Source organism: Curtobacterium sp. 1544, from assembly GCF_040544915.1.
GTDB lineage: Bacteria > Actinomycetota > Actinomycetes > Actinomycetales > Microbacteriaceae > Curtobacterium > Curtobacterium pusillum_C.
In genome coordinates, this window is the sequence record NZ_JBEPKX010000026.1 from 1 (window position 1) to 19,633 (window position 19,633).

At 72.6% G+C, this 19,633-nt stretch carries 23 protein-coding genes; 18 read left to right on the forward strand and 5 right to left on the reverse strand.

Annotation, left to right across the window (positions count from 1 at the left end):
* Nucleotides 1-136: 136 nt before the first annotated feature.
* On the reverse strand, nucleotides 137-577 hold the full coding sequence (locus tag ABIC61_RS13965) for an OsmC family peroxiredoxin (protein ID WP_079237841.1): 441 nt from the start codon (nucleotides 575-577) through the stop codon (nucleotides 137-139).
* A gap of 161 nt (nucleotides 578-738) precedes the next feature.
* Between ABIC61_RS13965 and ABIC61_RS13970 the strand changes: the two genes are divergently transcribed.
* The 3 genes from ABIC61_RS13970 to ABIC61_RS13980 all read left to right on the forward strand — a co-directional run bounded on the left by ABIC61_RS13970 (nucleotide 739) and on the right by ABIC61_RS13980 (nucleotide 2,604).
* Complete coding sequence (locus ABIC61_RS13970) at nucleotides 739-1,791, forward strand: NAD(P)-dependent alcohol dehydrogenase (RefSeq protein ID WP_354030391.1); 1,053 nt, start codon at nucleotides 739-741, stop codon at nucleotides 1,789-1,791.
* An 88-nt stretch (nucleotides 1,792-1,879) separates the two neighbouring features.
* A complete protein-coding gene (locus ABIC61_RS13975; RefSeq protein WP_354030392.1) occupies nucleotides 1,880-2,230 on the forward strand; it encodes a hypothetical protein in 351 nt (116 codons plus the stop codon).
* 65 nt (nucleotides 2,231-2,295) lie between these two features.
* Nucleotides 2,296-2,604: a hypothetical protein gene (locus tag ABIC61_RS13980; RefSeq protein ID WP_354030393.1), complete on the forward strand. Its 309-nt coding sequence runs from the start codon at nucleotides 2,296-2,298 to the stop codon at nucleotides 2,602-2,604.
* On the opposite strand, the gene ABIC61_RS13985 is transcribed toward ABIC61_RS13980, so the two are convergent.
* Both ABIC61_RS13985 and ABIC61_RS13990 read right to left on the reverse strand, forming a co-directional pair.
* Nucleotides 2,586-4,457, reverse strand: a complete 1,872-nt coding sequence (locus ABIC61_RS13985; protein ID WP_354030394.1) for a gamma-glutamyltransferase family protein — start codon at nucleotides 4,455-4,457, stop codon at nucleotides 2,586-2,588. The genes ABIC61_RS13980 and ABIC61_RS13985 overlap by 19 nt on opposite strands.
* A 35-nt stretch (nucleotides 4,458-4,492) precedes the next feature.
* Nucleotides 4,493-5,197 carry a DsbA family protein gene (locus ABIC61_RS13990; protein WP_354030444.1) on the reverse strand — a complete coding sequence of 235 codons (705 nt, stop codon included), beginning with the start codon at nucleotides 5,195-5,197 and terminating at the stop codon, nucleotides 4,493-4,495.
* A gap of 119 nt (nucleotides 5,198-5,316) precedes the next feature.
* On the opposite strand from ABIC61_RS13990, the gene ABIC61_RS13995 reads away from it, so the two are divergent.
* The 9 genes from ABIC61_RS13995 (at nucleotide 5,317) to ABIC61_RS14035 (ending at nucleotide 12,880) form a co-directional block, all read left to right on the forward strand.
* The gene (locus ABIC61_RS13995; protein ID WP_354030395.1) at nucleotides 5,317-5,712 is read left to right on the forward strand and encodes an ArsR/SmtB family transcription factor; all 396 of its coding nucleotides are present in this window, start codon (nucleotides 5,317-5,319) and stop codon (nucleotides 5,710-5,712) included.
* The gene (locus ABIC61_RS14000; protein ID WP_144756612.1) at nucleotides 5,709-6,185 is read left to right on the forward strand and encodes an SRPBCC family protein; all 477 of its coding nucleotides are present in this window, start codon (nucleotides 5,709-5,711) and stop codon (nucleotides 6,183-6,185) included. The genes ABIC61_RS13995 and ABIC61_RS14000 overlap by 4 nt, the downstream gene beginning before the upstream one ends.
* A gap of 176 nt (nucleotides 6,186-6,361) precedes the next feature.
* On the forward strand, nucleotides 6,362-7,555 hold the full coding sequence (locus tag ABIC61_RS14005) for a peptidoglycan DD-metalloendopeptidase family protein (protein WP_354030396.1): 1,194 nt from the start codon (nucleotides 6,362-6,364) through the stop codon (nucleotides 7,553-7,555).
* A gap of 68 nt (nucleotides 7,556-7,623) precedes the next feature.
* The gene (locus ABIC61_RS14010; RefSeq protein WP_354030397.1) at nucleotides 7,624-8,079 is read left to right on the forward strand and encodes an RNA polymerase sigma factor; all 456 of its coding nucleotides are present in this window, start codon (nucleotides 7,624-7,626) and stop codon (nucleotides 8,077-8,079) included.
* Nucleotides 8,076-8,906 carry a hypothetical protein gene (locus ABIC61_RS14015; RefSeq protein WP_354030398.1) on the forward strand — a complete coding sequence of 277 codons (831 nt, stop codon included), beginning with the start codon at nucleotides 8,076-8,078 and terminating at the stop codon, nucleotides 8,904-8,906. Before ABIC61_RS14010 ends, ABIC61_RS14015 begins: the two co-directional genes overlap by 4 nt.
* A gap of 225 nt (nucleotides 8,907-9,131) precedes the next feature.
* Nucleotides 9,132-10,100: a sulfite exporter TauE/SafE family protein gene (locus ABIC61_RS14020; protein WP_354030399.1), complete on the forward strand. Its 969-nt coding sequence runs from the start codon at nucleotides 9,132-9,134 to the stop codon at nucleotides 10,098-10,100.
* The gene (locus ABIC61_RS14025; RefSeq protein ID WP_354030400.1) at nucleotides 10,097-10,747 is read left to right on the forward strand and encodes a DNA alkylation repair protein; all 651 of its coding nucleotides are present in this window, start codon (nucleotides 10,097-10,099) and stop codon (nucleotides 10,745-10,747) included. Before ABIC61_RS14020 ends, ABIC61_RS14025 begins: the two co-directional genes overlap by 4 nt.
* 71 nt (nucleotides 10,748-10,818) lie before the next feature.
* On the forward strand, nucleotides 10,819-12,330 hold the full coding sequence (locus ABIC61_RS14030; RefSeq protein ID WP_354030401.1) for an MFS transporter: 1,512 nt from the start codon (nucleotides 10,819-10,821) through the stop codon (nucleotides 12,328-12,330).
* On the forward strand, nucleotides 12,314-12,880 hold the full coding sequence (locus ABIC61_RS14035; RefSeq protein WP_354030402.1) for a TetR/AcrR family transcriptional regulator: 567 nt from the start codon (nucleotides 12,314-12,316) through the stop codon (nucleotides 12,878-12,880). The genes ABIC61_RS14030 and ABIC61_RS14035 overlap by 17 nt, the downstream gene beginning before the upstream one ends.
* Here ABIC61_RS14035 and ABIC61_RS14040 read toward each other — a convergent pair.
* Nucleotides 12,870-13,688: a polysaccharide deacetylase family protein gene (locus ABIC61_RS14040; protein ID WP_354030403.1), complete on the reverse strand. Its 819-nt coding sequence runs from the start codon at nucleotides 13,686-13,688 to the stop codon at nucleotides 12,870-12,872. The two genes, ABIC61_RS14035 and ABIC61_RS14040, sit on opposite strands and share 11 nt — an antisense overlap.
* 104 nt (nucleotides 13,689-13,792) lie before the next feature.
* Between ABIC61_RS14040 and ABIC61_RS14045 the strand changes: the two genes are divergently transcribed.
* From ABIC61_RS14045 to ABIC61_RS14070, 6 genes are all read left to right on the forward strand, one after another.
* On the forward strand, nucleotides 13,793-14,686 hold the full coding sequence (locus ABIC61_RS14045; RefSeq protein WP_354030404.1) for an aminoglycoside phosphotransferase family protein: 894 nt from the start codon (nucleotides 13,793-13,795) through the stop codon (nucleotides 14,684-14,686).
* Between the two features lie 141 nt (nucleotides 14,687-14,827).
* On the forward strand, nucleotides 14,828-16,021 hold the full coding sequence (locus tag ABIC61_RS14050) for a zinc-dependent alcohol dehydrogenase (protein WP_354030405.1): 1,194 nt from the start codon (nucleotides 14,828-14,830) through the stop codon (nucleotides 16,019-16,021).
* Nucleotides 16,021-17,049: an NAD-dependent epimerase/dehydratase family protein gene (locus tag ABIC61_RS14055; RefSeq protein WP_354030406.1), complete on the forward strand. Its 1,029-nt coding sequence runs from the start codon at nucleotides 16,021-16,023 to the stop codon at nucleotides 17,047-17,049. Before ABIC61_RS14050 ends, ABIC61_RS14055 begins: the two co-directional genes overlap by 1 nt.
* A 54-nt stretch (nucleotides 17,050-17,103) precedes the next feature.
* Complete coding sequence (locus tag ABIC61_RS14060) at nucleotides 17,104-17,430, forward strand: SHOCT domain-containing protein (protein ID WP_354030407.1); 327 nt, start codon at nucleotides 17,104-17,106, stop codon at nucleotides 17,428-17,430.
* Between the two features lie 9 nt (nucleotides 17,431-17,439).
* Entirely contained in the window at nucleotides 17,440-17,859 is a 420-nt protein-coding gene (locus tag ABIC61_RS14065; RefSeq protein ID WP_354030408.1) for a DUF6314 family protein, read from the forward strand.
* Nucleotides 17,860-17,863: 4 nt separating this feature from the next.
* Nucleotides 17,864-18,529, forward strand: coding sequence for a pentapeptide repeat-containing protein (locus ABIC61_RS14070; protein WP_354030409.1), 666 nt, complete (start codon nucleotides 17,864-17,866; stop codon nucleotides 18,527-18,529).
* Between the two features lie 81 nt (nucleotides 18,530-18,610).
* Here ABIC61_RS14070 and ABIC61_RS14075 read toward each other — a convergent pair whose 3' ends face one another.
* Nucleotides 18,611-19,600: an NAD(P)/FAD-dependent oxidoreductase gene (locus ABIC61_RS14075; RefSeq protein ID WP_354030410.1), complete on the reverse strand. Its 990-nt coding sequence runs from the start codon at nucleotides 19,598-19,600 to the stop codon at nucleotides 18,611-18,613.
* Between the last annotated feature and the right edge of the window lie 33 nt (nucleotides 19,601-19,633).

The following is a 19,633-nucleotide window of genomic DNA, read 5'->3' on the forward strand; positions in this document are numbered from 1 at the left end:
TCGCGGTGGGGGTCGACAGCCCCCACGGGTACCGTGGGGTGGGGGGGCCCCCCCCCCCCCCGCCCCCGGGGGGGGGCGGGGGGGGGGGGGGGGGCCCCGGGGCCCCCCCCGCCTCCCGTCCGTCCGGTGGTGCTGACTACTGCTCGAGCGTCGCGTGCAGCGTGATGTCGACCCCGGTCAGCGCCTTGCTGACGGGGCACGTCGCCTTGGCGTCGTCGGCTGCCTTGAGGAAGGCCGCCTCGTCGATGCCGGAGACCTCGCCGCTGACGGTGAGGACGATGCCGGTGAGCTTGAAGCCGCCGGCGCTGTCCGGGCCGAGCGAGACGTCGGCCTTGACGTCGAGTGCCTCGACCGTGCCGCCGGCCTCGCCGAGGATCGCGGAGAACTGCATGGCGTAGCAGGCGGAGTGCGCCGCGGCGATGAGTTCCTCGGGGCTGGTGGTGCCGTCGGCGTCCTCGGCGGCGCGCTTCGGGAACGAGACGTCGTACGTGCCGACCTTGGAGCTGGAGAGTTCGACCTGGCCGGAGCCGTCGTTCAGGCCGCCGTTCCAGGCGGTGCGTGCGGTGCGCGTGGGCATGGCCGCTCCTTTCGTGTGGGGAGTGGTCCCGAACGGGACCGTCGATGCCGAGTCAAGCGGAGAACGATCGTTCTCGCAACCGGCTCACGGGGAAGACGCAGGTTCCGACCTCGGTGGTTTACGCGACAGGTGTAGCTTTAGTGGTGTTCAAAGGAGACCCCATGCGCGCCGTCGTGTTCGAGCAGTACCAGACCTTCCCGTCCCTCACGGAGGTCCCGAAGCCCACTCCGGGCCCGGGGGAGGTGCTGCTCAAGGTCGCCGGCGCCGGTGCCTGCCACTCGGACGTCGCCGTGTACCGCGAGTTCCAGGAGGGACAGCCTGGCGCCCAGGCACCCGCGTTCGTCCTCGGTCACGAGAACTCCGGCTGGGTCGAGGAACTCGGCGACGGCGTCTCGGGCTTCACCGTCGGTGACGCCTACCTCGTCTACGGACCGGTCGGCTGCGGGCACTGCTCGTACTGCTCGAAGGGGCAGGACACCTACTGCGAGAACGCCGCCACGAACCCGTACATGGGCATCGGCCTCGGGCGTGACGGCGGCATGGCCGAGTACGTCACCGTCCCGGCCCGGAACCTCGTGCCGCTCGGCGACGCCGACCCCGTCGCCGCCGCACCCCTCAGCGACGCGGCCCTCACGCCGTACCACGCGATCAAGAACGCCCTGCCGAACCTGGCCGGCGGCGGCAAGTACGCCCTCGTCGTCGGACTCGGCGGACTCGGGCAGATCGCCGTGCAGATCCTGACCGCGCTGACCGGCGCCACCGTCATCGCCACGGACATGAAGCAGGACGCCATGGACCGTGCGGCTGCCCGCGGCGCGATCACCGTGCCGGGCGGACCCGACCAGGTCGCCGCGATCCGCGAGATCACCGGCGGTCGCGGGGTGGATGCGGCGTTCGACTTCGTCGGGGCCACCCCGACCATCACGACCGCCCAGGCGTCGATGGCTATCGGCGGGCGCTTCACGGTCGTCGGGATCGCGGGCGGCACCACCGAGTGGAACTTCTTCGCGACGCCGTACGAGTCGACGATCACGAACACGTACTGGGGCACCATCGAGGACCTGCACGAGGTCGTCGCCATGTACCGTGCCGGGCAGATCGTCCCGGACGTCGAGCGGTACGCGCTGGACGACGCGCTCGAGGCGTACCGGAAGCTCGAGGCCGGCGAGCTCTCGGGCCGCGCGGTCGTCGTGCCCTCCGCTGCTGCCGTCTGACGATCCGGTAACGGTTCCCGCCGTCTGGCGAGCGCCTCGGTATCGTGGGGGAAACGGTGCGAGGGGCGCGCCGGGGTGGGAGCCGATCATGTCGAAGAATCCGGACTACTCAGCAGCGGTTGCTCGACCGCGGACGGCGGACGGCGACGGCGGTCAGCTCACGATGGGGCTCACGTACGACGCTCCGACCGCTGGCGCCGGAGCGGCCGAAGCCGTCCCGGTCAGCCGGGCCGGACTCGTCTGGCGGATCGTCGCATCGCTCGTGCTGGCGGCCATCGGGATCAACGCGATCGTGCGCTCCGTCCCGCTGTGGCAGACCGCCAACGTCGACGGAGCGAGCGGCGCCTGGGTCGGGGCTCTCGCACTGCTCGTCCTCGCCGGGCTGGCCCTCGCCTACCCGATCGTGAACCTCGTCCGGTGGGTCCGGGCGAAGCGGTAGTCACCGTGCCGGACGAGCCGCAGCGATACCGGGCCCCGCGTCTCGACGATGAGGCGACGACCCGCATGAGCATCGCGAACGCGGCGCCCGGCAGCGTCGGGTTCGCCTACGCGCCGCCGGACCACGGCGCCGACGCCGAAGCGCCGATGACGCGTTCCGGCCTGGTGTGGCGCATCCTCGCGTCCGTCGTGCTGGCCGCGGTCGGCGTCAACGCCGTCGTGCAGATCGTCCTGATCATGGTGCGGCCCGAACCCGCCTGGGTCGCCGCGCTGGGGATGGCAGTGGTCGCGCTGCTGACGCTGGCGTACCCGGTCGTGAACCTCGTGCGGTGGGTCCGGGCCGTGCGGCGTCGGCGTCAGCGTCCGGCCGCGTAGCCCTGCGCGCCGCGCGAGTTCGCCGCGGCACCGAGGACCCCGGTCGCCGGGTCACGCGTCACGCACGTCAGTCGGCCGAGTGCCCAGTCGCCGGCGCGGGTGACGACGTGGCCGCGGGCCCCGAGTCCAGCGATGACCTCGTCGCCGAGGCGGTCCTCGACCACGAGTCCCGCGGGCTCCCACGTGCGCGGCCAGAACGACCCCGGGAACGACGTCGTGTGCATCGCCGGGGCGTCGATCGCCTGCTGCGGGGAGTACCCGCCGACGATCCACCGCAGCAGGAACAGCAGCTGCCACTGGTCCTGCTGGTCACCGCCCGGTGAGCCGAGCGCCAGCACCGGAGCGCCGTCACGCAGGACGATCGTCGGGGTCAGGGTCGTGCGGGGGCGTTCGCCGGGGCGGAGGGTCGAGGCGGTGCCCTCCTCGAGCCAGGTCATCTGCAGGCGGGTACCGAGGCAGAACCCGAGCTCCGGGATCGTCGGGGACGACTGCAGCCAGCCGCCGGACGGGGTCGCGCTGACGATGTTGCCCCAGCGGTCCACGACGTCGATGTGGACCGTGTCACCGCGGGTGTCGCCGTCGGGTGCGACGAAGGGCTCACCGCGGTCCTCGACGGGCGTGGCTGTCGATGCCTCGACCCGGACGGTCGGCTCGCCGACTCCCTGCGCTGCGACCGTGCCGACGCGCTCGGCCTCGGCCAGCGTCCGGACCGGTGGGATCGCGTGCACGACGCCGTCGACGGACCCCGGGCGCAGTTCGGCCGAGGCGCGGTCGCTGATCAGCGCGCGGCGTTCGTCGGTGTAGGCGTCGGACAGCAGCACGTCGAGCGGGACGTCGCCGTCGCCGTAGAACGCCTCGCGGTCGGCCAGGGCGAGCTTCTGCGCCTCGGCGATCGTGTGCGCGCCGACCTCGGTCGACGGGTCGAGCAGCGCGTCGTCGAACGGTTCGAGCAATCGGAGGGTCTGCAGCAGCGCCGGACCCTGGCCCCACGGTCCGGTCTTCGCGATCGTGCACCCGCGGAACTCCGCGGTCGTCGCGGGCTCGTACGAGGCCCGGAACGCCGCGAGGTCGGAGGCTCGGATCACCCCGGCGTGGTCGCTGCCCGACGAGTGTCGGTGGGGCGTGCGGACGAAGCGGTCGATGGCTTCTGCCACGAAACCCTCCGCCCACTCGGTGCGTGCCGCGTCGATGCGGGCGGACCGGCTGCCCGCGCCGTCGCCAGCGGCGACGAGCCGCTCGAACACCGAGGCGAGCGCCTCGTTGCGCACCAGGTCCCCTGGGGCCGGCACCGTGCCTCCAGGCAGCCACTGCGCGGCGGAGGTGGGCCAGTGCTCCTCGAAGAGGCCCCGCACGGTGGTGATGGTGCGGACCACCGCCGGTGTGACGGGGTGGCCGTCGCGGGCGTAGCCGACAGCCGCTGCGAGGACGTCGGCGAGCTCCCACGTGCCGTGGTCCCGGAGGAGCAGCAACCACGCGTCGACGGCACCAGGGACGGCGGCGGCGAGGGCGCCTGACCCGGGGACGAGGTCGAGTCCCTCGGCGCGGTAGTGCCCCGGCGTCGCGCCCTCCGGAGCCGGACCCTGGCCGACGAGGACCGCCGGGGTCGGGTTGGTCGCGGTGGCGAAGATCGCGGTGAGGTCGCCGCCGGGCCCGTTCAGGTGCGGCTCGACGACCTGGAGCACGAACGCACCGGCGGTCGCTGCGTCGAACGCGTTCCCACCGCGTTCGAGCACGGACTGGGCCGTCGCCGTCGCGATCCAGTGCGTCGAGGCTGCGGTCCCGAACGTGCCGCGGATGTCCGGGCGTGTGGTGTGGAGGGCAGGCGGGACGAAGGCGGGGTTCGGCGTCGGCATGCCTCCATCCTGTCCTCGTCGGGCGGCCCCGGGGTTCAGCGCTGGTCGAGGTACGTGTCGACCTGCCTCCGCAGGTCGGGCTCGTAGAGCTGCCCGCTCGGGACCTCGCGCCCGTCGACGCGCATCGTCGGCGTGCCCGTGATCGCGTCGCGCCCGCTGAACGCCTCGGCGGAGGTCTTCCGGAACGTCGCGTCCCACGGCCGGTCCGCGAGCGCCTCCGCGGCGTCGACCCCGTGCGCCGACGCGATCGCGCGCAGCGCGGCGTCGTCCAGCCCCGCGGTCTGCTCCGCGGGCTGCCGGTCGTAGAGGTCGAGCAGGATCGCCAGCACCGTCGCGGGATCCTGTTCGGCGGCCGTGGCGAGCACGGTCGCGGCGCGGGTCGAGTACGCCGAGCCCTGCGACGCGCGGTCGAGGAAGGTGAGCGGGTGCAGGACGACCTGCGAGCCGTCCCGTGTCGACCAGTCGGCCAGGGCTTCGCGCTGCGCCTCGTCGAACTGCTTGCAGTACGGGCACATCGGGTCGAACCAGACGTCGATCCGGGTCGGGCCGTCGCCGAGCGTGATGGTGCCGGTGGCCGCGTCCCAGCCCGGTCGCAACGCCGGCGGCGACGTCGGATCGGCGGTCGCACTCGCGCTGCGGTCGTCGGTCGGTGCTGCGGGAGCACCGCCGGTGCTGCAGGCGGTGAGCGCCACGAGGAGCGCGGCGGCGGGGACGAGCGTGCTGAGCAGTCGGGTTCGCATCACGCTTGCAAGTGTACGGCAGAATACTGGATGTCGACCCGGCCCTTGCGGATCAGTGTGGGTAGATCGATACTGAACGCAGCGGTTAATTAACCGCCTGGTTCACCAAGGAGGCGACGATGGACACCGACCGCATCGACGTCGTCCTGTCGGCGCTCGCCGACCCGATCCGTCGCCGGATCGTCGAACGGCTCGGCAAGGGCGAGGCGACCGTCACCGACCTCTCCGCGCCGTTCGACGTCAGTGCCCCGGCGATCTCGCGTCACCTCGGTGTGCTCGAACGCGCTGGGCTCATCACCCGGGAACGGCACGGCACCTGGCGCACGTGCCGTCTCCGGCCGGAGGCCGTCGACGAACTCGGCACCTGGTTGGGCGGGTTGCAGCCCGTCTGGGACCGCCGGTTCGACAGCCTGGAGGCAGTGCTCGCCGCCCAGCGCGACCACACCCGCGTGGTCGGTGCGTCCAGTGCCACACCCACCCCCGCCATCACCACCGACCCGCAGGAGCAGTCATGACCGAGCAGTTCACCGCCCACGCCACCCACCGCTTCGCCCACCCCGTCGCGGACGTCTACCGCGCCTTCGTCGACCCCGCGCTGCTCGCGCTGTGGTTCGGGCCGCTCGGCTTCCACGTCCCCGTCGCGACCGTCGAGGTCGACGCCCGCGTCGGTGGGGCCTGGAACCTGACGATGGTGAGCAACGACAACGCGGAGTGGTCGTCGCCCGTGACCTCCGTCCTGCAGGAGATCGAGGAGAACCGCGTCATCGTGGGGACCTCGACGGCCCACGGCATCCCGGGCATCGAGGACGGGACGCCGTTGTCCCTCACGCTCGAGTTCGCCGAGGACGGCGACGGCACGATCGTCACCCTGACCCAGGGTCCGTTCCCGGAGGTCATGCGCGACATGAACATCGCCGGCTGGACGCAGTCCTTCCACAAGCTCGAGGCGCTCCTGGCGACGCCGAAGGAGTTCTTCCAGGCGCCGTGACGCGCGTCGGCCCCCTGGAACTGGGGTCCTCCCCGAGGTGTCAAGGGGGTTGTGCAGCCTCCCTGAACAAGTGACCATCGTTCGGCGGCGTGTCGAGAGCGCGCTGCCGAACGATCGCGCAGGGGCGTGATCGCCACGCTCCGATCGTCGTCCGGCGGTCACAGGTCAGGGGAATCATGCGCAGCACCACGTCCACGGCACGTCCGGTCGCACGACCCGTGCGTCTCCGTCTGCTCGCCACCGCCCTCGCGGTCACCGCCGTCGCGGCCGGACTCGTCGGCACCGCGGAGCCCGCCACCGCCGCGCCCGCGGTCTACAAGGGTGCGGCTCCCGCTGGCACGACGCTCTGGCCGGGCGACTCGATCACCTCGGTCAACGGGCAGTTCCAGCTCGTCATGCAGGGCGACGGCAACCTCGTCGAGTACGGGATCGGCCGCAAGGTCCTGTGGGCGTCGAACACCGCCGGGAAGCCGGGGGCGTCCGCGCAGATCCGGACGAACGGCACGCTGGCGATCTGGTACGGGACCTCGCGTGCGGCGCTCTGGGGCGGAGCCGGGCAGGTCGGCCGCGACTTCGGCATCCGCGCCGACGGCACCATGCGCATGACGAACACCGCCAAGCAGAACATCATCGAGTTCTCGAGCTACCAGGACAGCGTCGTCGCCGGGAACGTCATCCTGCCCGGCACCGTCCTGCGTTCCGACCCGTCGCAGGGGCGCACCCTCACCATGCGCACCGACGGGATCCTGGTGCAGGCCGTCAACGGCAAGACGGTCTGGGCGACGAAGACCGGCGGGAACCCCGGTGCGTACGCGGCCGTGCAGACCGACGGCAACTTCGTCGTCTACTCCGCCACCAACAAGGCGCTGTGGGCGAGCCACACGAGCAGGGCCGGCGCCGGACGTCTGCTCGTGCAGGTCGACGGCAACGTCGTCGTCTACGGAAAGACCGACACCCGCGCGTGGTCGACCCGCCCCGTCACCGGGCTGCTCTGGCCGGTCGCGAGCACGAAGATCTCCGGCAAGTACGGGGACGACCGCGGCGCCGGGCACGTCCCGCGCTACCACCAGGGCACCGACGCGGCGGTCGGCACCGGCACCCCCGTGTACGCCTCGGCGACGGGGACGGTCACGAGCACCGTCGCGAACAACCCGTCCTACGGCAACTACGTCATCGTCACCTACGGCACCACGACCGTCCTCACCGCGCACCTCAGCAAGATCGAGGTGAAGAAGGGGCAGATCGTGTCGAAGGGGAACGAGATCGCGAAGTCCGGCAACACCGGGCAGTCCACCGGCCCGCACGTGCACGTCGAGGTCCGACAGGGCGCGACGCTCGTGGACCCGTTGAAGGTCCTGCACTTCCGGTGATCGTCCCCCGATGGGCGAACCCTGTCAGGATCGTCGATCTCCCGACACTGTGAAGTGAAGGGAGTGCCGTGACTGACGATGATCCGTCCCTCGTGCGCCGTCTGGTGTCCGGGGACAAGGCCGCGCTGGCGACCGCGTTCGACCGGTTCGCGCCGGTGTTGACCCGGTACGCCTGGGCGGTCTGCGGGACCCCTGCCGACGTCGAGCACGTCGTGCAGGAGTCGTTCCTCTCGCTCTGGGACCACGCCGCCGGCCTGAACCTGCCCACGGGCCGGTTGCTGCCGTGGCTGCTCGCCGTCTGTCGTTCGCACGCCGGACCCCGTGGCGCGGACGTCGTCGGCGGCGACCCGCTCCGGCTGGTCCAGCAGGACCTGCTCGCACTCCCCGACACCGACCGGCGGCTCGTCGAGCTCTGCCTCCTCGAGGGTCGGACGTGGTCGGAGGCCGCGCAGTCGCTCGGTCTTCGTCCCGGAGGGACCTCGTCACGACGAGGCTCCCGCGCGACGAAGGAGGTGCAGCGATGAGGTCGGACCCCCCGGTCGGAGACGACCTGCAGCGGATGCTCGTCTCGATGAAGCAGAACGTGCTCGAACGAGCCGAGCCACGGAAGCGCCGGGGTCGTCGCACCGGCGTCGCGATCGCCGTCGTCGCCCTGCTGGCAGTCGGGGCGGCCGGTGGCGGCGTCGCCCTCGGCCTCATCCCGACGACCCCCGAAGCGGCACCGGTGTCCACGCCGACGCCGACGGAACCCGCCCGCACGATCACCCCGTCGTCCGCCCCCGTCCTGATCACTCCGACTCCGACACCCACGCCGACCGCGCCGCCCTACTCGGCCACGGACTGGTCGACGTGGACGATCACGGCGGACGGGGTCGGCCCCGCGACGCTCGGGAGCGCCACCGGCGCCGACGACGCCGCCCTCCGCGAAGGCCTCACCCCGGCGCCGCCCCTGGTCGACGACACGGGGGCCGTCATCTACGAGTGGGGCTGCCCCAACCCGAACGCGCGCATCTGGGAGCGGCCGGACGGCAAGGTGGTGGAGATCGTCGGCGACGGCGTCGTGCAGACCGTGGTCGTCTCGGGGCCGACGGACAGCTCGGCGGCCCAGCCCGAGATCGGGCCGAGGACCCGCGCGGGCATCGGGCTCGGGAGCACGCTGGACGAGATCCGGGCGGCGTACCCGAACGTGGTGCAGACCCGGAAGGACCCCGTCGGCGGCACGCGCGACACCTTCTGGGCCGTCCCGGACGGTGGGCGGTTCATCGTCTTCCAGATCCCGGCCGACGGGGCGACCGTGTCGAGGGTCTACGTCGGCGCCGCGGACGAGCCAGCGTACGACTACTGCTCCTGACCACGGAGGTGGCCCGAACCCGAACGGCCCGCACCCGTGGTGCGGGCCGCCTGTCTCAGTCCTTCCGCCAGAGGTCGAGCACGAGCCTGGTGACGGCCACGAGCAAGCTCGCGACCCCCAGCCAGGACACTCGACGCCTGGGCTCGGACCCGTTGTCGTTCGACATCGAGACCACCTCCGGTGTCAGCGCCGGCGGACACGAGGAGCGGAAGTGCCGAGGGGTGGATGCGTGACCGGGGTCACGTACGCTGGTCCCGAGCGTTCGCGCTCGGGACACCTCTGGTCCCGTTGGCACTCCACTCGGAGAGCAAATCGAAGCCCATCACCGTTGCCCCGGTGGTGGGCTTCAACCGTGCTCGGATCGAACGGTCGCGTCGTAGGGTTGGCGGGATGGAGAAGCGCCGCGGGCAGGTGATCGTGCTGGTCGCGATCGGGATCGTCGCCGGGGTGCTCTCCGGCCTGTTCGGCGTCGGCGGCGGGGTCATCGTCGTGCCCGCGCTGATGGCGTTCCTGCACCTCGACCAGCGCCGGGCGTCCGCGACCTCGCTCGTGGCGATCGCCCCGGCGGCGGTCGTCGGTGCGATCACCTACGCCGTGCAGGGCGAGGTGCACTGGCTCGCGGCACTCACCCTGGCGATCGGCAGCGTGGTCGGCGCCCCGGTCGGAGCGAGGCTGCTGCGTGCACTCCCGCTGCGGGTCCTGCCGTGGATCTTCGTCGGGTTCATCGCCGTCGTGCTGGTCTCGCTGTTCACGACGGTGCCGACGCGCGGCGGTGACGTCCACTTCGGTGTCGTCGAGGCCGTCGTGCTCCTGCTGCTCGGTCTGCTGTCCGGCGTGCTCTCCGGGTTGGTCGGGGTCGGTGGCGGTGTCGTCATCGTGCCCGGCCTCGAGGTGGTCCTGGGTGCCGGTGACCTGCTCGCGAAGGGCACGTCCCTCCTCACGATGGTGCCGACGTCGGTGTCCGGCACGGTGGCGAACCTCCGTCGCCGCGCCGTCGAGCTCCGGGTCGGCTTGACCGTCGGGGTCACGGCCGCGGTCTGTTCGCCTGGAGGCGCGTGGATCGCCCGCCTCGTCGACCCGCAGGTGGGCACCTGGCTCTTCGCCGCGTTCCTGGTGGTCGTCGCGGTGATCGTCCTGCGCCGCGGTCGTCGGACCGCACCACGGAACGAGGCGACGGACGGGGAGGTCGCGTGACGCGCCTCCAGGCCGGTGGTGGACGTGGGCACGCGGATGCGGAGGCCGTGCTCGCGGCGTTCGCACGGACCGACGGTGACGTCGCTGCGGCCCGCAGGGTCGCGCGGCAGTTCGCGGACCTCGACGAGGGTGAGCGGTCCGCGCTCCTGTGGAGTGAGGATCCCGGGGCGCGCTTGGTCGCGGTGCTGCTGTTCGTGCAGGCTGCTCGGGAGCGACCCGATCCCGAGCTGACCGACGAGTACCTCGCGGCGGCGAAGGCGGAGCGGTTCGACGACACGGCGCTCGTGGACCTCGCGGCGGAGGAGATCGTGGGGGCACCCTTGGTCGGTGGATCGACCGGGCCGCTGTTCGCGCTCGTGAAGTCCGACGTGGCGATGGTGCGACGGATCGCGGTGGTGGCGACCCTGGCGTTCGCGAAGCGAGGCGACGCGGAGGTCCCGCTCGCCATCGCGGGGCGGCTCGTGCGGGAACGCAGCGAGACGGTGCAGTCCGCGCTCGGGTGGGTACTGCGCGAGACCGGCAAGCGGGCGTCGGAGCCGGCGCTCGTGGCGTTCCTCGAGCGGAGCGGGCGGTTCCTGACGCCGGCGGCGCGGCAGACCGCGACGGAGCACCTGCCGGGGGCGGAGCGCGACCGGCTGGGCGGCTGACCCGTCGGGCGATCTTGATCACAGACTGTGCAGTCCGCTGAACAGACCAGATGGTCGGTTAGGCTGACGGCATGACGCAGACCACCGCCACGCCGATCCACCGCGCCACCGCTCGGGAGTGGGCGGGCCTCGGCGTGCTCACCCTCGCTGTCGTGCTGCTCGCGATCGACGGCACCGTGCTGGCCCTGGCGGTCCCGTCGCTCACCGCCGACCTCGACCCGACGGCGACGCAGGTGCTCTGGATCGGCGACGTGTACTCCTTCGCGCTCGCCGGGTTGCTCGTGACCATGGGCAACGTCGCCGACCGGATCGGGCGGAAGCGCCTGCTGCTCATCGGGTCGATCGCGTTCGGGCTGGCCTCGGCCGCCGCGGCGTTCGCGACCACCCCCGAGCTCCTCATCGCCGCCCGGGCCCTGCTCGGCATCGCCGGCGCGACGCTCATGCCGTCGACGCTGTCCCTCGTCCGTGCGGTCTTCCGCGACGCCCGGCAGCGCACGACCGCCATCGCGGTGTGGTCCGCCGGTGCGACAGGTGGCGCGGCCGCCGGTCCGCTCGTCGGCGGCGCGCTGCTCGAGCACTTCTGGTGGGGGTCCGTGTTCCTCATCAACATCCCGGTGATCGTGGTGATCGTCGTCGCCGGGGCGATCCTGCTGCCCGAGTCCCGGGGTGGTGCTCGGACGCCGATCGATCTGCTCTCCGCCGTGTTGTCGGTGCTGTCGATCGTGCCGCTCGTGTACGCCGTGAAGCACCTCGTCGGGCACGGGTTCGACTGGACCGTCCCGATCGCTGCGCTCATCGGCATCGCCGCGGGCTGGTGGTTCGTCCGGCGGCAGAAGGGCCTGGCGACACCGCTCATCGACCTGCAGCTCTTCCGGATCCCGGCGTTCTCCGGTGCCGTGGTGGCGAACTCGCTCTCGGTCTTCGCGCTGAGCGGCCTGCTGTTCTTCTTCTCGCAGTACCTGCAACTCGTCCGGGGCTTCCCGCCGCTGCTCGCCGGCGCCGCCGAGCTCCCAGCCACCCTGGCCTCGATCGCGGTCATCGCCGTGATCGGCCTGCTCGCCCGCCACGTCGGCCCCGGGCGGTCGATCGGCCTCGGGTTGGCGGTCGCGGCCGTCGGCATGGCGGGGCTCGCGTTCGCCGAGGGGCTGCCGACCTACTGGGGGATCGCGATCGCCCTGGCGGTCGTCGGTCTCGGCGTCGGGGTCTCGATGACGCTCGCCACCGACGCCGTGGTCGCCGCTGCGCCCCGGGAGCGTGCGGGCGCGGCGTCGGCGATCTCCGAGACCGGGTACGAGCTCGGCGTGGCGCTGGGCATCGCCGTGCTCGGGTCGTTGCAGACGGCGTTCTACCGGGCGAACCTCGAGGTCCCGGCGAGCGCGGGGAGCGCGATCCGTGAGTCGCTCGCGAGTGCGTCGCAGGTCCTCGACGGGTCCTCGCCGCTCCTCGAGCACGCGCGGGAGGCGTTCACCGGCGGCATGCAGCTCGCCTCGGTCTGCGCGGCCGTCCTGCTCGCCGTCGCCGCGGTCGTCGCACTGCGGGTGATCCCGAACCGGCAGGATGGAACCCGTGAGCAGGACGACTGACGGCACCCGCGACCGGGAACGCACGCGGTCGGCCGTGCTCGAGGCCGCCGAACGGTTGCTCGGGGAACGCGGCACCCGGGTGAGCGTCGCCGAGATCGCCGCCGACGCCGGGGTGTCGAAGAGCGGGCTCCTGCACCACTTCCCGTCGAAGGACGAACTCCTGCTGGCGGTCGCGGAGCACGGGCTGGAGACGTTCAAGGACGAGGTCATGCGGCACGTCGACCTCGCCGAGAACCGCGCCGGGAAGGTCCTGCGCGCCTACGTCCGGACCCTGTGCGGCGGGAGCGAACGGGCGATGGCGGTGTTCTCGCCGACGGCGATGTGGACCGGGCTCACCGCGGTCCCCGGCGTCGAACCCGTCATCGCGGCGGACGCGACGTACTGGCGGGAGACCTTCGCCCGCGACGGCCTGCCCGAGGACCGGTCCCTGGTCGTGCGGCACGCGGCCGAGGGGCTCGCGGCGGCGACGTCGATGCAGCCCTACCTCGACGACCGTGAGCTCGCGGTCGCGCGGACCGCACTGCTCGCGCTGGCCGAACCTACCGACTGAACACGTCGTCGAGCGTGTGGGTCGCGAGCCCACGCTGCTCGAGCAGCTGCCCCAGACGCGGCAGTGCGCCGATCGTCCCGGGGAAGTTCGCGTGCCCGATGACGATGTGCCCGGGCAGGAACCACTGCTCGGCGAACCCGACGATCTGGTCCGACGTGATGTTCCCCGAGTCGGCGAGCGTGCCGTACCAGAGCAGCGGAGTCGAGTACCCGACCCGGGCCGCGGCAGCGTCGACCCGGGCGTCGTGGTAGCCGAACGGCGGTCGGAAGTACGGGCGGGCGTCGACGCCGAAGGTTCGCTCGATGAACTCGTGGTTCCGGGTGAGCTGGTCCTCGATCCCCTGGTCGGACAGCTTCGTGAGCGCCGGGTGGTCCCACGTGTGGTTGCCGATCTGCACCTGCCCGGACTCGATCAGCGGACGCAGGAGGTCGGCGTGCTCGGTCCACGACGGTCGGACCCCGTTCACGAAGAACGTCAGGCGCGTCCCGGTGGCGGCGGCGAACCGGGCGTAGGCCTCGACGACGTCCGAGCTGGCGCCGTCGTCGACCGTCCACGCGATGCCCGGAGTCCCCTGCGGGAGCGCCGTCACGGTGCCGGCCGGCAGCGGGCGTCGAGCGAGCGGCGGCGGTGGGGTCGGTGTCGGTGTCGGTGTCGGTGTCGCGGTCGGGGTCCGTGTCGGCGTGGGCACGGGCGTGGGGGTGCGCGTCGGACGTGCCGGGCCGGTCGTCGCACACGCCGCGAGCGCCGTCGCCGCGAGCATGCCGGCGGCGCCGCCGAGGAGCGTGCGTCGGGTGGTGCGGTGGTCCATCGCCCCCAGTGTCCCGAGCGGGTACGGCTGCCCGCATCGGCCCGCCGATCGACCCCGGATGGCCGATCGGCCACCACGACACCGCCGGTCGCTACCGTGGGGGCATGCACACCGAGGTGCCTCGCCCCGACATCGACGCCGCGCTCGTGGAGCGACTCGTCGCCGAGCAGTTCCCGGAGTGGGCCGGCCTGCCCGTGGACGAGGTCGATCCACAGGGCTGGGACAACCGCACGTACCGGCTGGGCAGCGAGCTGTCCGTCCGGATGCCGAGTGCGGCCGGGTACGTCGCGGCGGTCGAGAAGGAGCAGCGGGTGCTGCCGTACCTCGCACCCCGGCTCGACGTGCCCGTGCCGGAGCCGGTCGGCCTCGGCGCCCCGACCGACGGGTACCCGTTCCCGTGGTCGGTCCGGCGCTGGATCGACGGCACGGACGCGCTCCGGGCGCCGCCGCTCGATCACTCGCGGTTCGCGGCCGACGTCGGCGCGGTGCTGCGGCAGCTGCGGGTGATCCCGCCCGCGGACGGCCCGGTCGCCGGGGCGCACTCGTTCCACCGGGGTGCGCACCCGTCGCACTACGCGTCCGAGGTCGTCGCCGCTGTCGACGCCCTCGGTGCTGCCGTCGACCGCCGGGCGTGCGAGCGGGTCTGGGACGAGGCCGTCGGGTCGGCGTGGGAGGGACCCGGCGTCTGGTTCCACGGGGACGTCGCGCCGGGGAACCTCCTGGTCGACGGGTCCGGCGGACTCAGCGCCCTCATCGACTTCGGGACGTGCGGTGTGGGCGACCCGGCGTGCGACCTCGTGCTCGCGTGGACGTTCCTCGACGCGGACGCCCGTGGGGTGTTCCGGGACGTCGTCGGGCTCGACGCGGGCACCTGGGCCCGAGGACGCGGGTGGGCACTGTGGAAGTCGCTCATCATGCTCACCGACAGTGCGGGTCCGGGCGACCGGTCGGAGCACGAGCGGGTGCTCGACGCGGTCCTGGCGGACCCCGTGGTCTGAGCCTGGAGGCACGGCTCGCGTCCGCCGCGGAACGCGCGCAGCGGACGGGGCTGGGAACGCACCACGGGACGGGCGGGTACCGACGTGGGAGACGAGCCGTGCCTCCCGGCCGGCCCGAAGCGACCACGAGAGGAACGCGACGTGCGCGCACTGACCTGGCAGGGCACCGAGAAGGTGTCCGTCGAGACCGTCCCCGACCCGACCATCCAGGAGCCGACCGACGCGATCGTGCGGATCACGTCGACCGCGATCTGCGGCTCCGACCTGCACCTGTACCGCGTGCTCGGCGCCTACATCGACAAGGGCGACGTCCTCGGCCACGAGCCGATGGGCATCGTCGAGGCGGTCGGCAGCGAGGTGACCACCCTCAAGGTCGGCGACCGCGTCGTCGTCCCGTTCAACATCTCCTGCGGGCACTGCTGGATGTGCCGCAACGGCCTGCAGTCGCAGTGCGAGACCACCCAGACCGCCGAGTACGGCACCGGTGCCTCGCTGTTCGGCTACACGAAGATGTACGGCCAGGTCCCCGGCGGACAGGCCGAGTACCTCCGGGTACCGCACGCCGACTACGGGCCGATCGTGGTGCCCTCCGACGGCAGCCCGGACGACCGCTGGCTGTTCCTCAGCGACATCCTGCCGACCGCCTGGCAGGCCGTGCAGTACGCCGACGTGCCCGAGGGCGGCACGCTCGCGGTGCTCGGCCTCGGCCCGGTCGGACAGTTCGCCGCCCGCATCGGCGCGCACCTCGGCTACCGGGTGCTCGCCGTCGACCCCGAGCAGGTGCGGCGCGACCTCGCGTCGAAGCACGGCGCCGAGGTCTTCGACCTGACGAAGGACGTCGTGCCGCAGCTGATCGACCTCACCGACGGTCGCGGCCCCGACGGCGTCGTCGACGCGGTCGGCATGGAGGCCCACGGCAACCCGTTCGCCAGCTTCGCGCAGCGTGCCGCCGGACTGCTCCCCGACGCGATCGCGCAGAAGGCGATCGAGACTGCCGGCATCGACCGGCTCGCTGCCGTGCACGCGGCGATCGACCTCGTCCGCCGTGGTGGCACCGTCTCGCTGAGCGGTGTGTACGGCGGGCGGGCGGACCCGATGCCGATGTTCACCCTGTTCGACAAGCAGATCACCGTGCGCGAGGGGCAGTGCAACGTCCGCCGCTGGATCGACGACCTGATGCCGCTCGTGTCGGACGGCTCGGACCCGCTCGGGACGCTCGACCTCACGACGCACCGGGTCTCCCTGGAGGACGCCCCGCACATGTACGAGGTGTTCCAGAAGAAGGAGGACGGCTGCGTGAAGGTCGTGCTCGACCCGTCGCTGGCCGCCGCCTGATGCGGATCGTCGTCGTCGGGGCGACCGGCAACGTCGGGACGGCGGTGGTGCGACGGCTGGCGGCCGAGCGTGCTTCGGTCGAGACAGTCGGGGTCGCGCGCCGACTGCCGGACCTCCGCGCCGAGCCGTACGGGTCCGCGGTGTGGCACGCGGTCGACGTCGGCGCGCACGACGCCGTCGACCAACTCACCGCGGTGTTCCAGGGCTCCGACGCCGTGGTCCACCTGGCGTGGGCCCTGCAACCGACGCACGACATCCCGACCCAGTACCGGACGAACGTCACCGGGACCGCGAACGTGCTCGAGGCGGTCGCCCGCGCCGGCGTCCCGCAGGTGGTCGTCGCCTCGTCGGTCGGCACCTACCGCGGGGTCGACGTCGACGGCAAGCGCACCTCGGTCGACGAGAGCTGGCCGGCGACGGGGATCCCGACCGCCACCTACTCGGTCCACAAGGCCGCGAACGAGGCGGCGATGGACCGGTTCGCGGCGGAGCACCCGGACGTCGTGGTGACGCGCCTGCGGCCCGGGCTGATCTTCCAGCGGGCCGCCGCCGCCGAGATACGCGGGCTCTTCCTCGGCCACCTCGTCCCGATGTCGATCGTCCGCTGGATCCGGTGGGCGGTCCTGCCGCTGCCGCTGCCGTTCGTGTTCCAGGCCGTGCACGCCGACGACGTCGCCGATGCCTACTGGCGTGCGATCGACCGGCGGGCCGGGGGAGCGTTCAACATCGCCGCCTCGCCCGTCCTCAACCCGCCTCGGCTCGCCCGGGCGTTCGGGATGCTCGGGGCCATCCGTGCGCCGATGTGGCTCATCCGCGGCATCGTCACCCTCACCTGGCGGTTGCGCCTGCAGCCGACGGACGCCGGGTGGGTGGACATCGCGGCGCAGGTGCCGGTGATGCGGACGGACAAGGCACGGTCGGTGCTCGGGTGGGAGGCGCGGCACACCTCCGAGGAGGCGTTGCGCGAGCTCGTGGCCGGGTTGGCGGACGGGGCGCGGGTGCCGGGTTCGGGGCCCCTGCGCGGCTAGCCTGGGCGCGCGGCCGCTACGATCGCGGTACCGAACGAGCACGAGGGGGCAACCATGGCGTTCGAGGAGACCAACAGCCCGCTGGTCCCGGCCGGCTACGACGTCGTCTGGTCGCTCGTCATGGTCGGCGGCGTGATCGTCGTCCTCGGGACGATCGCCGTGATCGTCCTCGCGGTGTACCGGTCGACCCGCATGGCGAACCGCGGGCAGAACCCGTTGACCCTGACGGAGGACCTCGCCTTCCAGGCCACGCAGAGCGCCACGTTGGCACCCGTCAGGTCCCTCGAACAGCGGCTCGCCGAACTCGACGACCTGCACGCCCGCGGCGTCATCTCCGACGACGAGCACCGTGCGGCCCGGGCGGACGCGCTGCGCGGCTAGCCTGGGCGGGTGCTGCTGCCGACGGACCTGCTCGGGGAGTGGGTGCTCCGTCGCCGCGTGGATGATCGGCGGGCGGGGGTCGACGGCATCGTGACCGGCACGACCTGCTTGACGCGCACCGGCCCGGACGAGGTCCGTTGGGACGAGTCCGGCACGATGACCTTCGACGGGCGGACCGTGCCCGTGTCGAGGACCCTGCACGTGCGGAGAGCCGACGACGACCGGTGGACGGTGTTCTTCGCCGACGGCCGCCCCTTCCACGACTGGGTCTGGGGCGAGCGCGTCGACCACGGGTGCGCGCCCGACGACTACACGGGGGTCCTCGCCGGCGATGCCGACCGCTGGACCGTCCGGTGGGAGGCACACGGCCCCGCGAAGGACTACGTGCTCGACAGCGAGCTCCGACGTCGGTCCCACCCGGCAGACTGAGCCCATGCCCCGCAGCTCCGGTACCGACGCCCCACGGATCACCCTGACCGAACCCGCCGACCTCGACGACTGGACGCCCGGGCCCGGTGACGTCCTGACCGGCGACCGCATCGAGGGCAAGCGCATCGAGACCCTCGACCTCGCCGGGGAGCGCCTGCCCGACGTCGAGATCGAGGAGTCGGTGATCGGGACGCTCCGGGTCGACGGTGCCGACCTGCGCGGGCTCCGGGTGCGCGACTCGATCGTCGAGGTCCTCGACGCCCCGGTCCTGCGGGCATCGAGCAGCGCGTGGCGCGAGGTCCGGATCGCCGGCGGCCGTGTCGGTTCGGCCGAGCTGTACGACGCGGGGCTGAACGGCGTCGAGTTCGTCGGGATGAAGCTCGGGTTCGTGAACCTCCGCGGCTCGACGCTCACCGACGTCGTGTTCCGCGACTGCGTCATCGACGAGCTCGACATCGCCGATGCCCGACTGCTCCGGGTGTCGTTCGACGGCACGCGGATCCGGGCGGCCGAGGGGTCGAACACCCGGATCGACCACGTGGACCTCCGGGGCGCCGACCTCGACCGGGTCGAGCGGCTCGAGGGGTTCCGCGGTGCCACGATCGCCGCCGACCAGCTGGACACACTCGCGCCGCTCCTGGCTGCCCAGGCCGGCTACCGCGTCGACTGACCGCCCCCGAGTCTCGGGCCGACTCCGCCGAGACTCGGGGCAGGCGACACTTCTCGCGGCTCCGAACGCGAGAAGTGTCGCTCAGACCGAGACTCGCCCTGCGCCTGCGCCTGCGCCGGCGAGCGCCGCGGCCAGGTCCGCCTGCACCAGGTCGCCGTGCACGGCGGCGCCGGCCTGCGTCCCGGCAGCCGCCGACGCGATGACCGTGGCCATCGGGGATGCCACGTTCCCCGCCGCGTACACGCCCCGCACCGAGGTCTGCCCGGCCGGGTCCACCGACAGGGCACTGCCGAACCGGAAGTCACCCATGACCTGGTCGACCGCCTCGAGCCCCAGCCCGGACAGGAACCCGACCCGGGCCTCGACCGTGCTGGCGGCGGCGAGGGCGTCGAGCGGCACGACCTCGCCGGACCCGAGCCGCACCCCGCTGAGGGCACCGTCGACGGACAGCACCTCGGCGACCGGGCCGTGCACGACGCGTGTTCCACGTGCCCGCAAACCAGCCAGGGCGGTGTCGTCGACGAGCGCCGGATCGGTGACGAACGCCGTCACGTCCTCGCTCAGCGCCCGGAACATGAGCGCGTGGTGCACCCCGTTCGGTGTCGTCACGAGGACGCCGATGCGCTGGTCACGGACCTCCCACCCGTGGCAGAACGGGCAGTGCACGACCCCGCGCCCCCACTGCTCGGCGAGGCCCGGGACCTCCGGCAGGACGTCCACGGCGCCGGAGGCGACGACCAGCCTGCGTGCCGTCACGACCGCGCCGGAGTCCTGGGTGACCGAGAAGCCGACCGCGTCGACCCCGTCACCGTCGGTGGCGGACGCGGCCACGATCCTCCCGGCCGTCACCTCGACGCCGTAGGCGGCGACCTCGTCGCGCCCGATCCGGTACAGCTCCGACGGCGACGCGCCCTCGCGCCCGAGGTAGTTGTGCGCACCCTCCGCGGGTGCGTTGCGGGGTTCGCCCGCGTCGACGACGAGGACGGAGCGCCGGGAGCGACCGAGGATGAGGGCGGCGGACAGACCGGCCGCAGCTCCGCCGATGACGATGACGTCGTAGTGATCACGCATGCGTGCATCCTGCGAGACCCCGAGCACATCTGG

What these genes read in the sequence shown, in the direction of transcription:
- ABIC61_RS14075 (WP_354030410.1), bottom strand. Translation starts at nt 19,600, where the DNA reads ATGCGTGATCACTACGACGTCATCGTCATCGGCGGAGCTGCGGCCGGT.
- ABIC61_RS14000 (WP_144756612.1), top strand. Translation starts at nt 5,709, where the DNA reads ATGACCGAGCAGTTCACCGCCCACGCCACCCACCGCTTCGCCCACCCC.
- ABIC61_RS13970 (WP_354030391.1), top strand. Translation starts at nt 739, where the DNA reads ATGCGCGCCGTCGTGTTCGAGCAGTACCAGACCTTCCCGTCCCTCACG.
- ABIC61_RS14040 (WP_354030403.1), bottom strand. Translation starts at nt 13,688, where the DNA reads ATGGACCACCGCACCACCCGACGCACGCTCCTCGGCGGCGCCGCCGGC.
- ABIC61_RS14070 (WP_354030409.1), top strand. Translation starts at nt 17,864, where the DNA reads ATGCCCCGCAGCTCCGGTACCGACGCCCCACGGATCACCCTGACCGAA.
- ABIC61_RS14060 (WP_354030407.1), top strand. Translation starts at nt 17,104, where the DNA reads ATGGCGTTCGAGGAGACCAACAGCCCGCTGGTCCCGGCCGGCTACGAC.
- ABIC61_RS14055 (WP_354030406.1), top strand. Translation starts at nt 16,021, where the DNA reads ATGCGGATCGTCGTCGTCGGGGCGACCGGCAACGTCGGGACGGCGGTG.
- ABIC61_RS13965 (WP_079237841.1), bottom strand. Translation starts at nt 577, where the DNA reads ATGCCCACGCGCACCGCACGCACCGCCTGGAACGGCGGCCTGAACGAC.
- ABIC61_RS13995 (WP_354030395.1), top strand. Translation starts at nt 5,317, where the DNA reads ATGGACACCGACCGCATCGACGTCGTCCTGTCGGCGCTCGCCGACCCG.
- ABIC61_RS14030 (WP_354030401.1), top strand. Translation starts at nt 10,819, where the DNA reads ATGACGCAGACCACCGCCACGCCGATCCACCGCGCCACCGCTCGGGAG.
- ABIC61_RS14045 (WP_354030404.1), top strand. Translation starts at nt 13,793, where the DNA reads ATGCACACCGAGGTGCCTCGCCCCGACATCGACGCCGCGCTCGTGGAG.
- ABIC61_RS13985 (WP_354030394.1), bottom strand. Translation starts at nt 4,457, where the DNA reads ATGCCGACGCCGAACCCCGCCTTCGTCCCGCCTGCCCTCCACACCACA.
- ABIC61_RS13980 (WP_354030393.1), top strand. Translation starts at nt 2,296, where the DNA reads ATGAGCATCGCGAACGCGGCGCCCGGCAGCGTCGGGTTCGCCTACGCG.
- ABIC61_RS14015 (WP_354030398.1), top strand. Translation starts at nt 8,076, where the DNA reads ATGAGGTCGGACCCCCCGGTCGGAGACGACCTGCAGCGGATGCTCGTC.
- ABIC61_RS14020 (WP_354030399.1), top strand. Translation starts at nt 9,132, where the DNA reads ATGCGTGACCGGGGTCACGTACGCTGGTCCCGAGCGTTCGCGCTCGGG.
- ABIC61_RS13975 (WP_354030392.1), top strand. Translation starts at nt 1,880, where the DNA reads ATGTCGAAGAATCCGGACTACTCAGCAGCGGTTGCTCGACCGCGGACG.
- ABIC61_RS14005 (WP_354030396.1), top strand. Translation starts at nt 6,362, where the DNA reads ATGCGCAGCACCACGTCCACGGCACGTCCGGTCGCACGACCCGTGCGT.
- ABIC61_RS13990 (WP_354030444.1), bottom strand. Translation starts at nt 5,197, where the DNA reads ATGCGAACCCGACTGCTCAGCACGCTCGTCCCCGCCGCCGCGCTCCTC.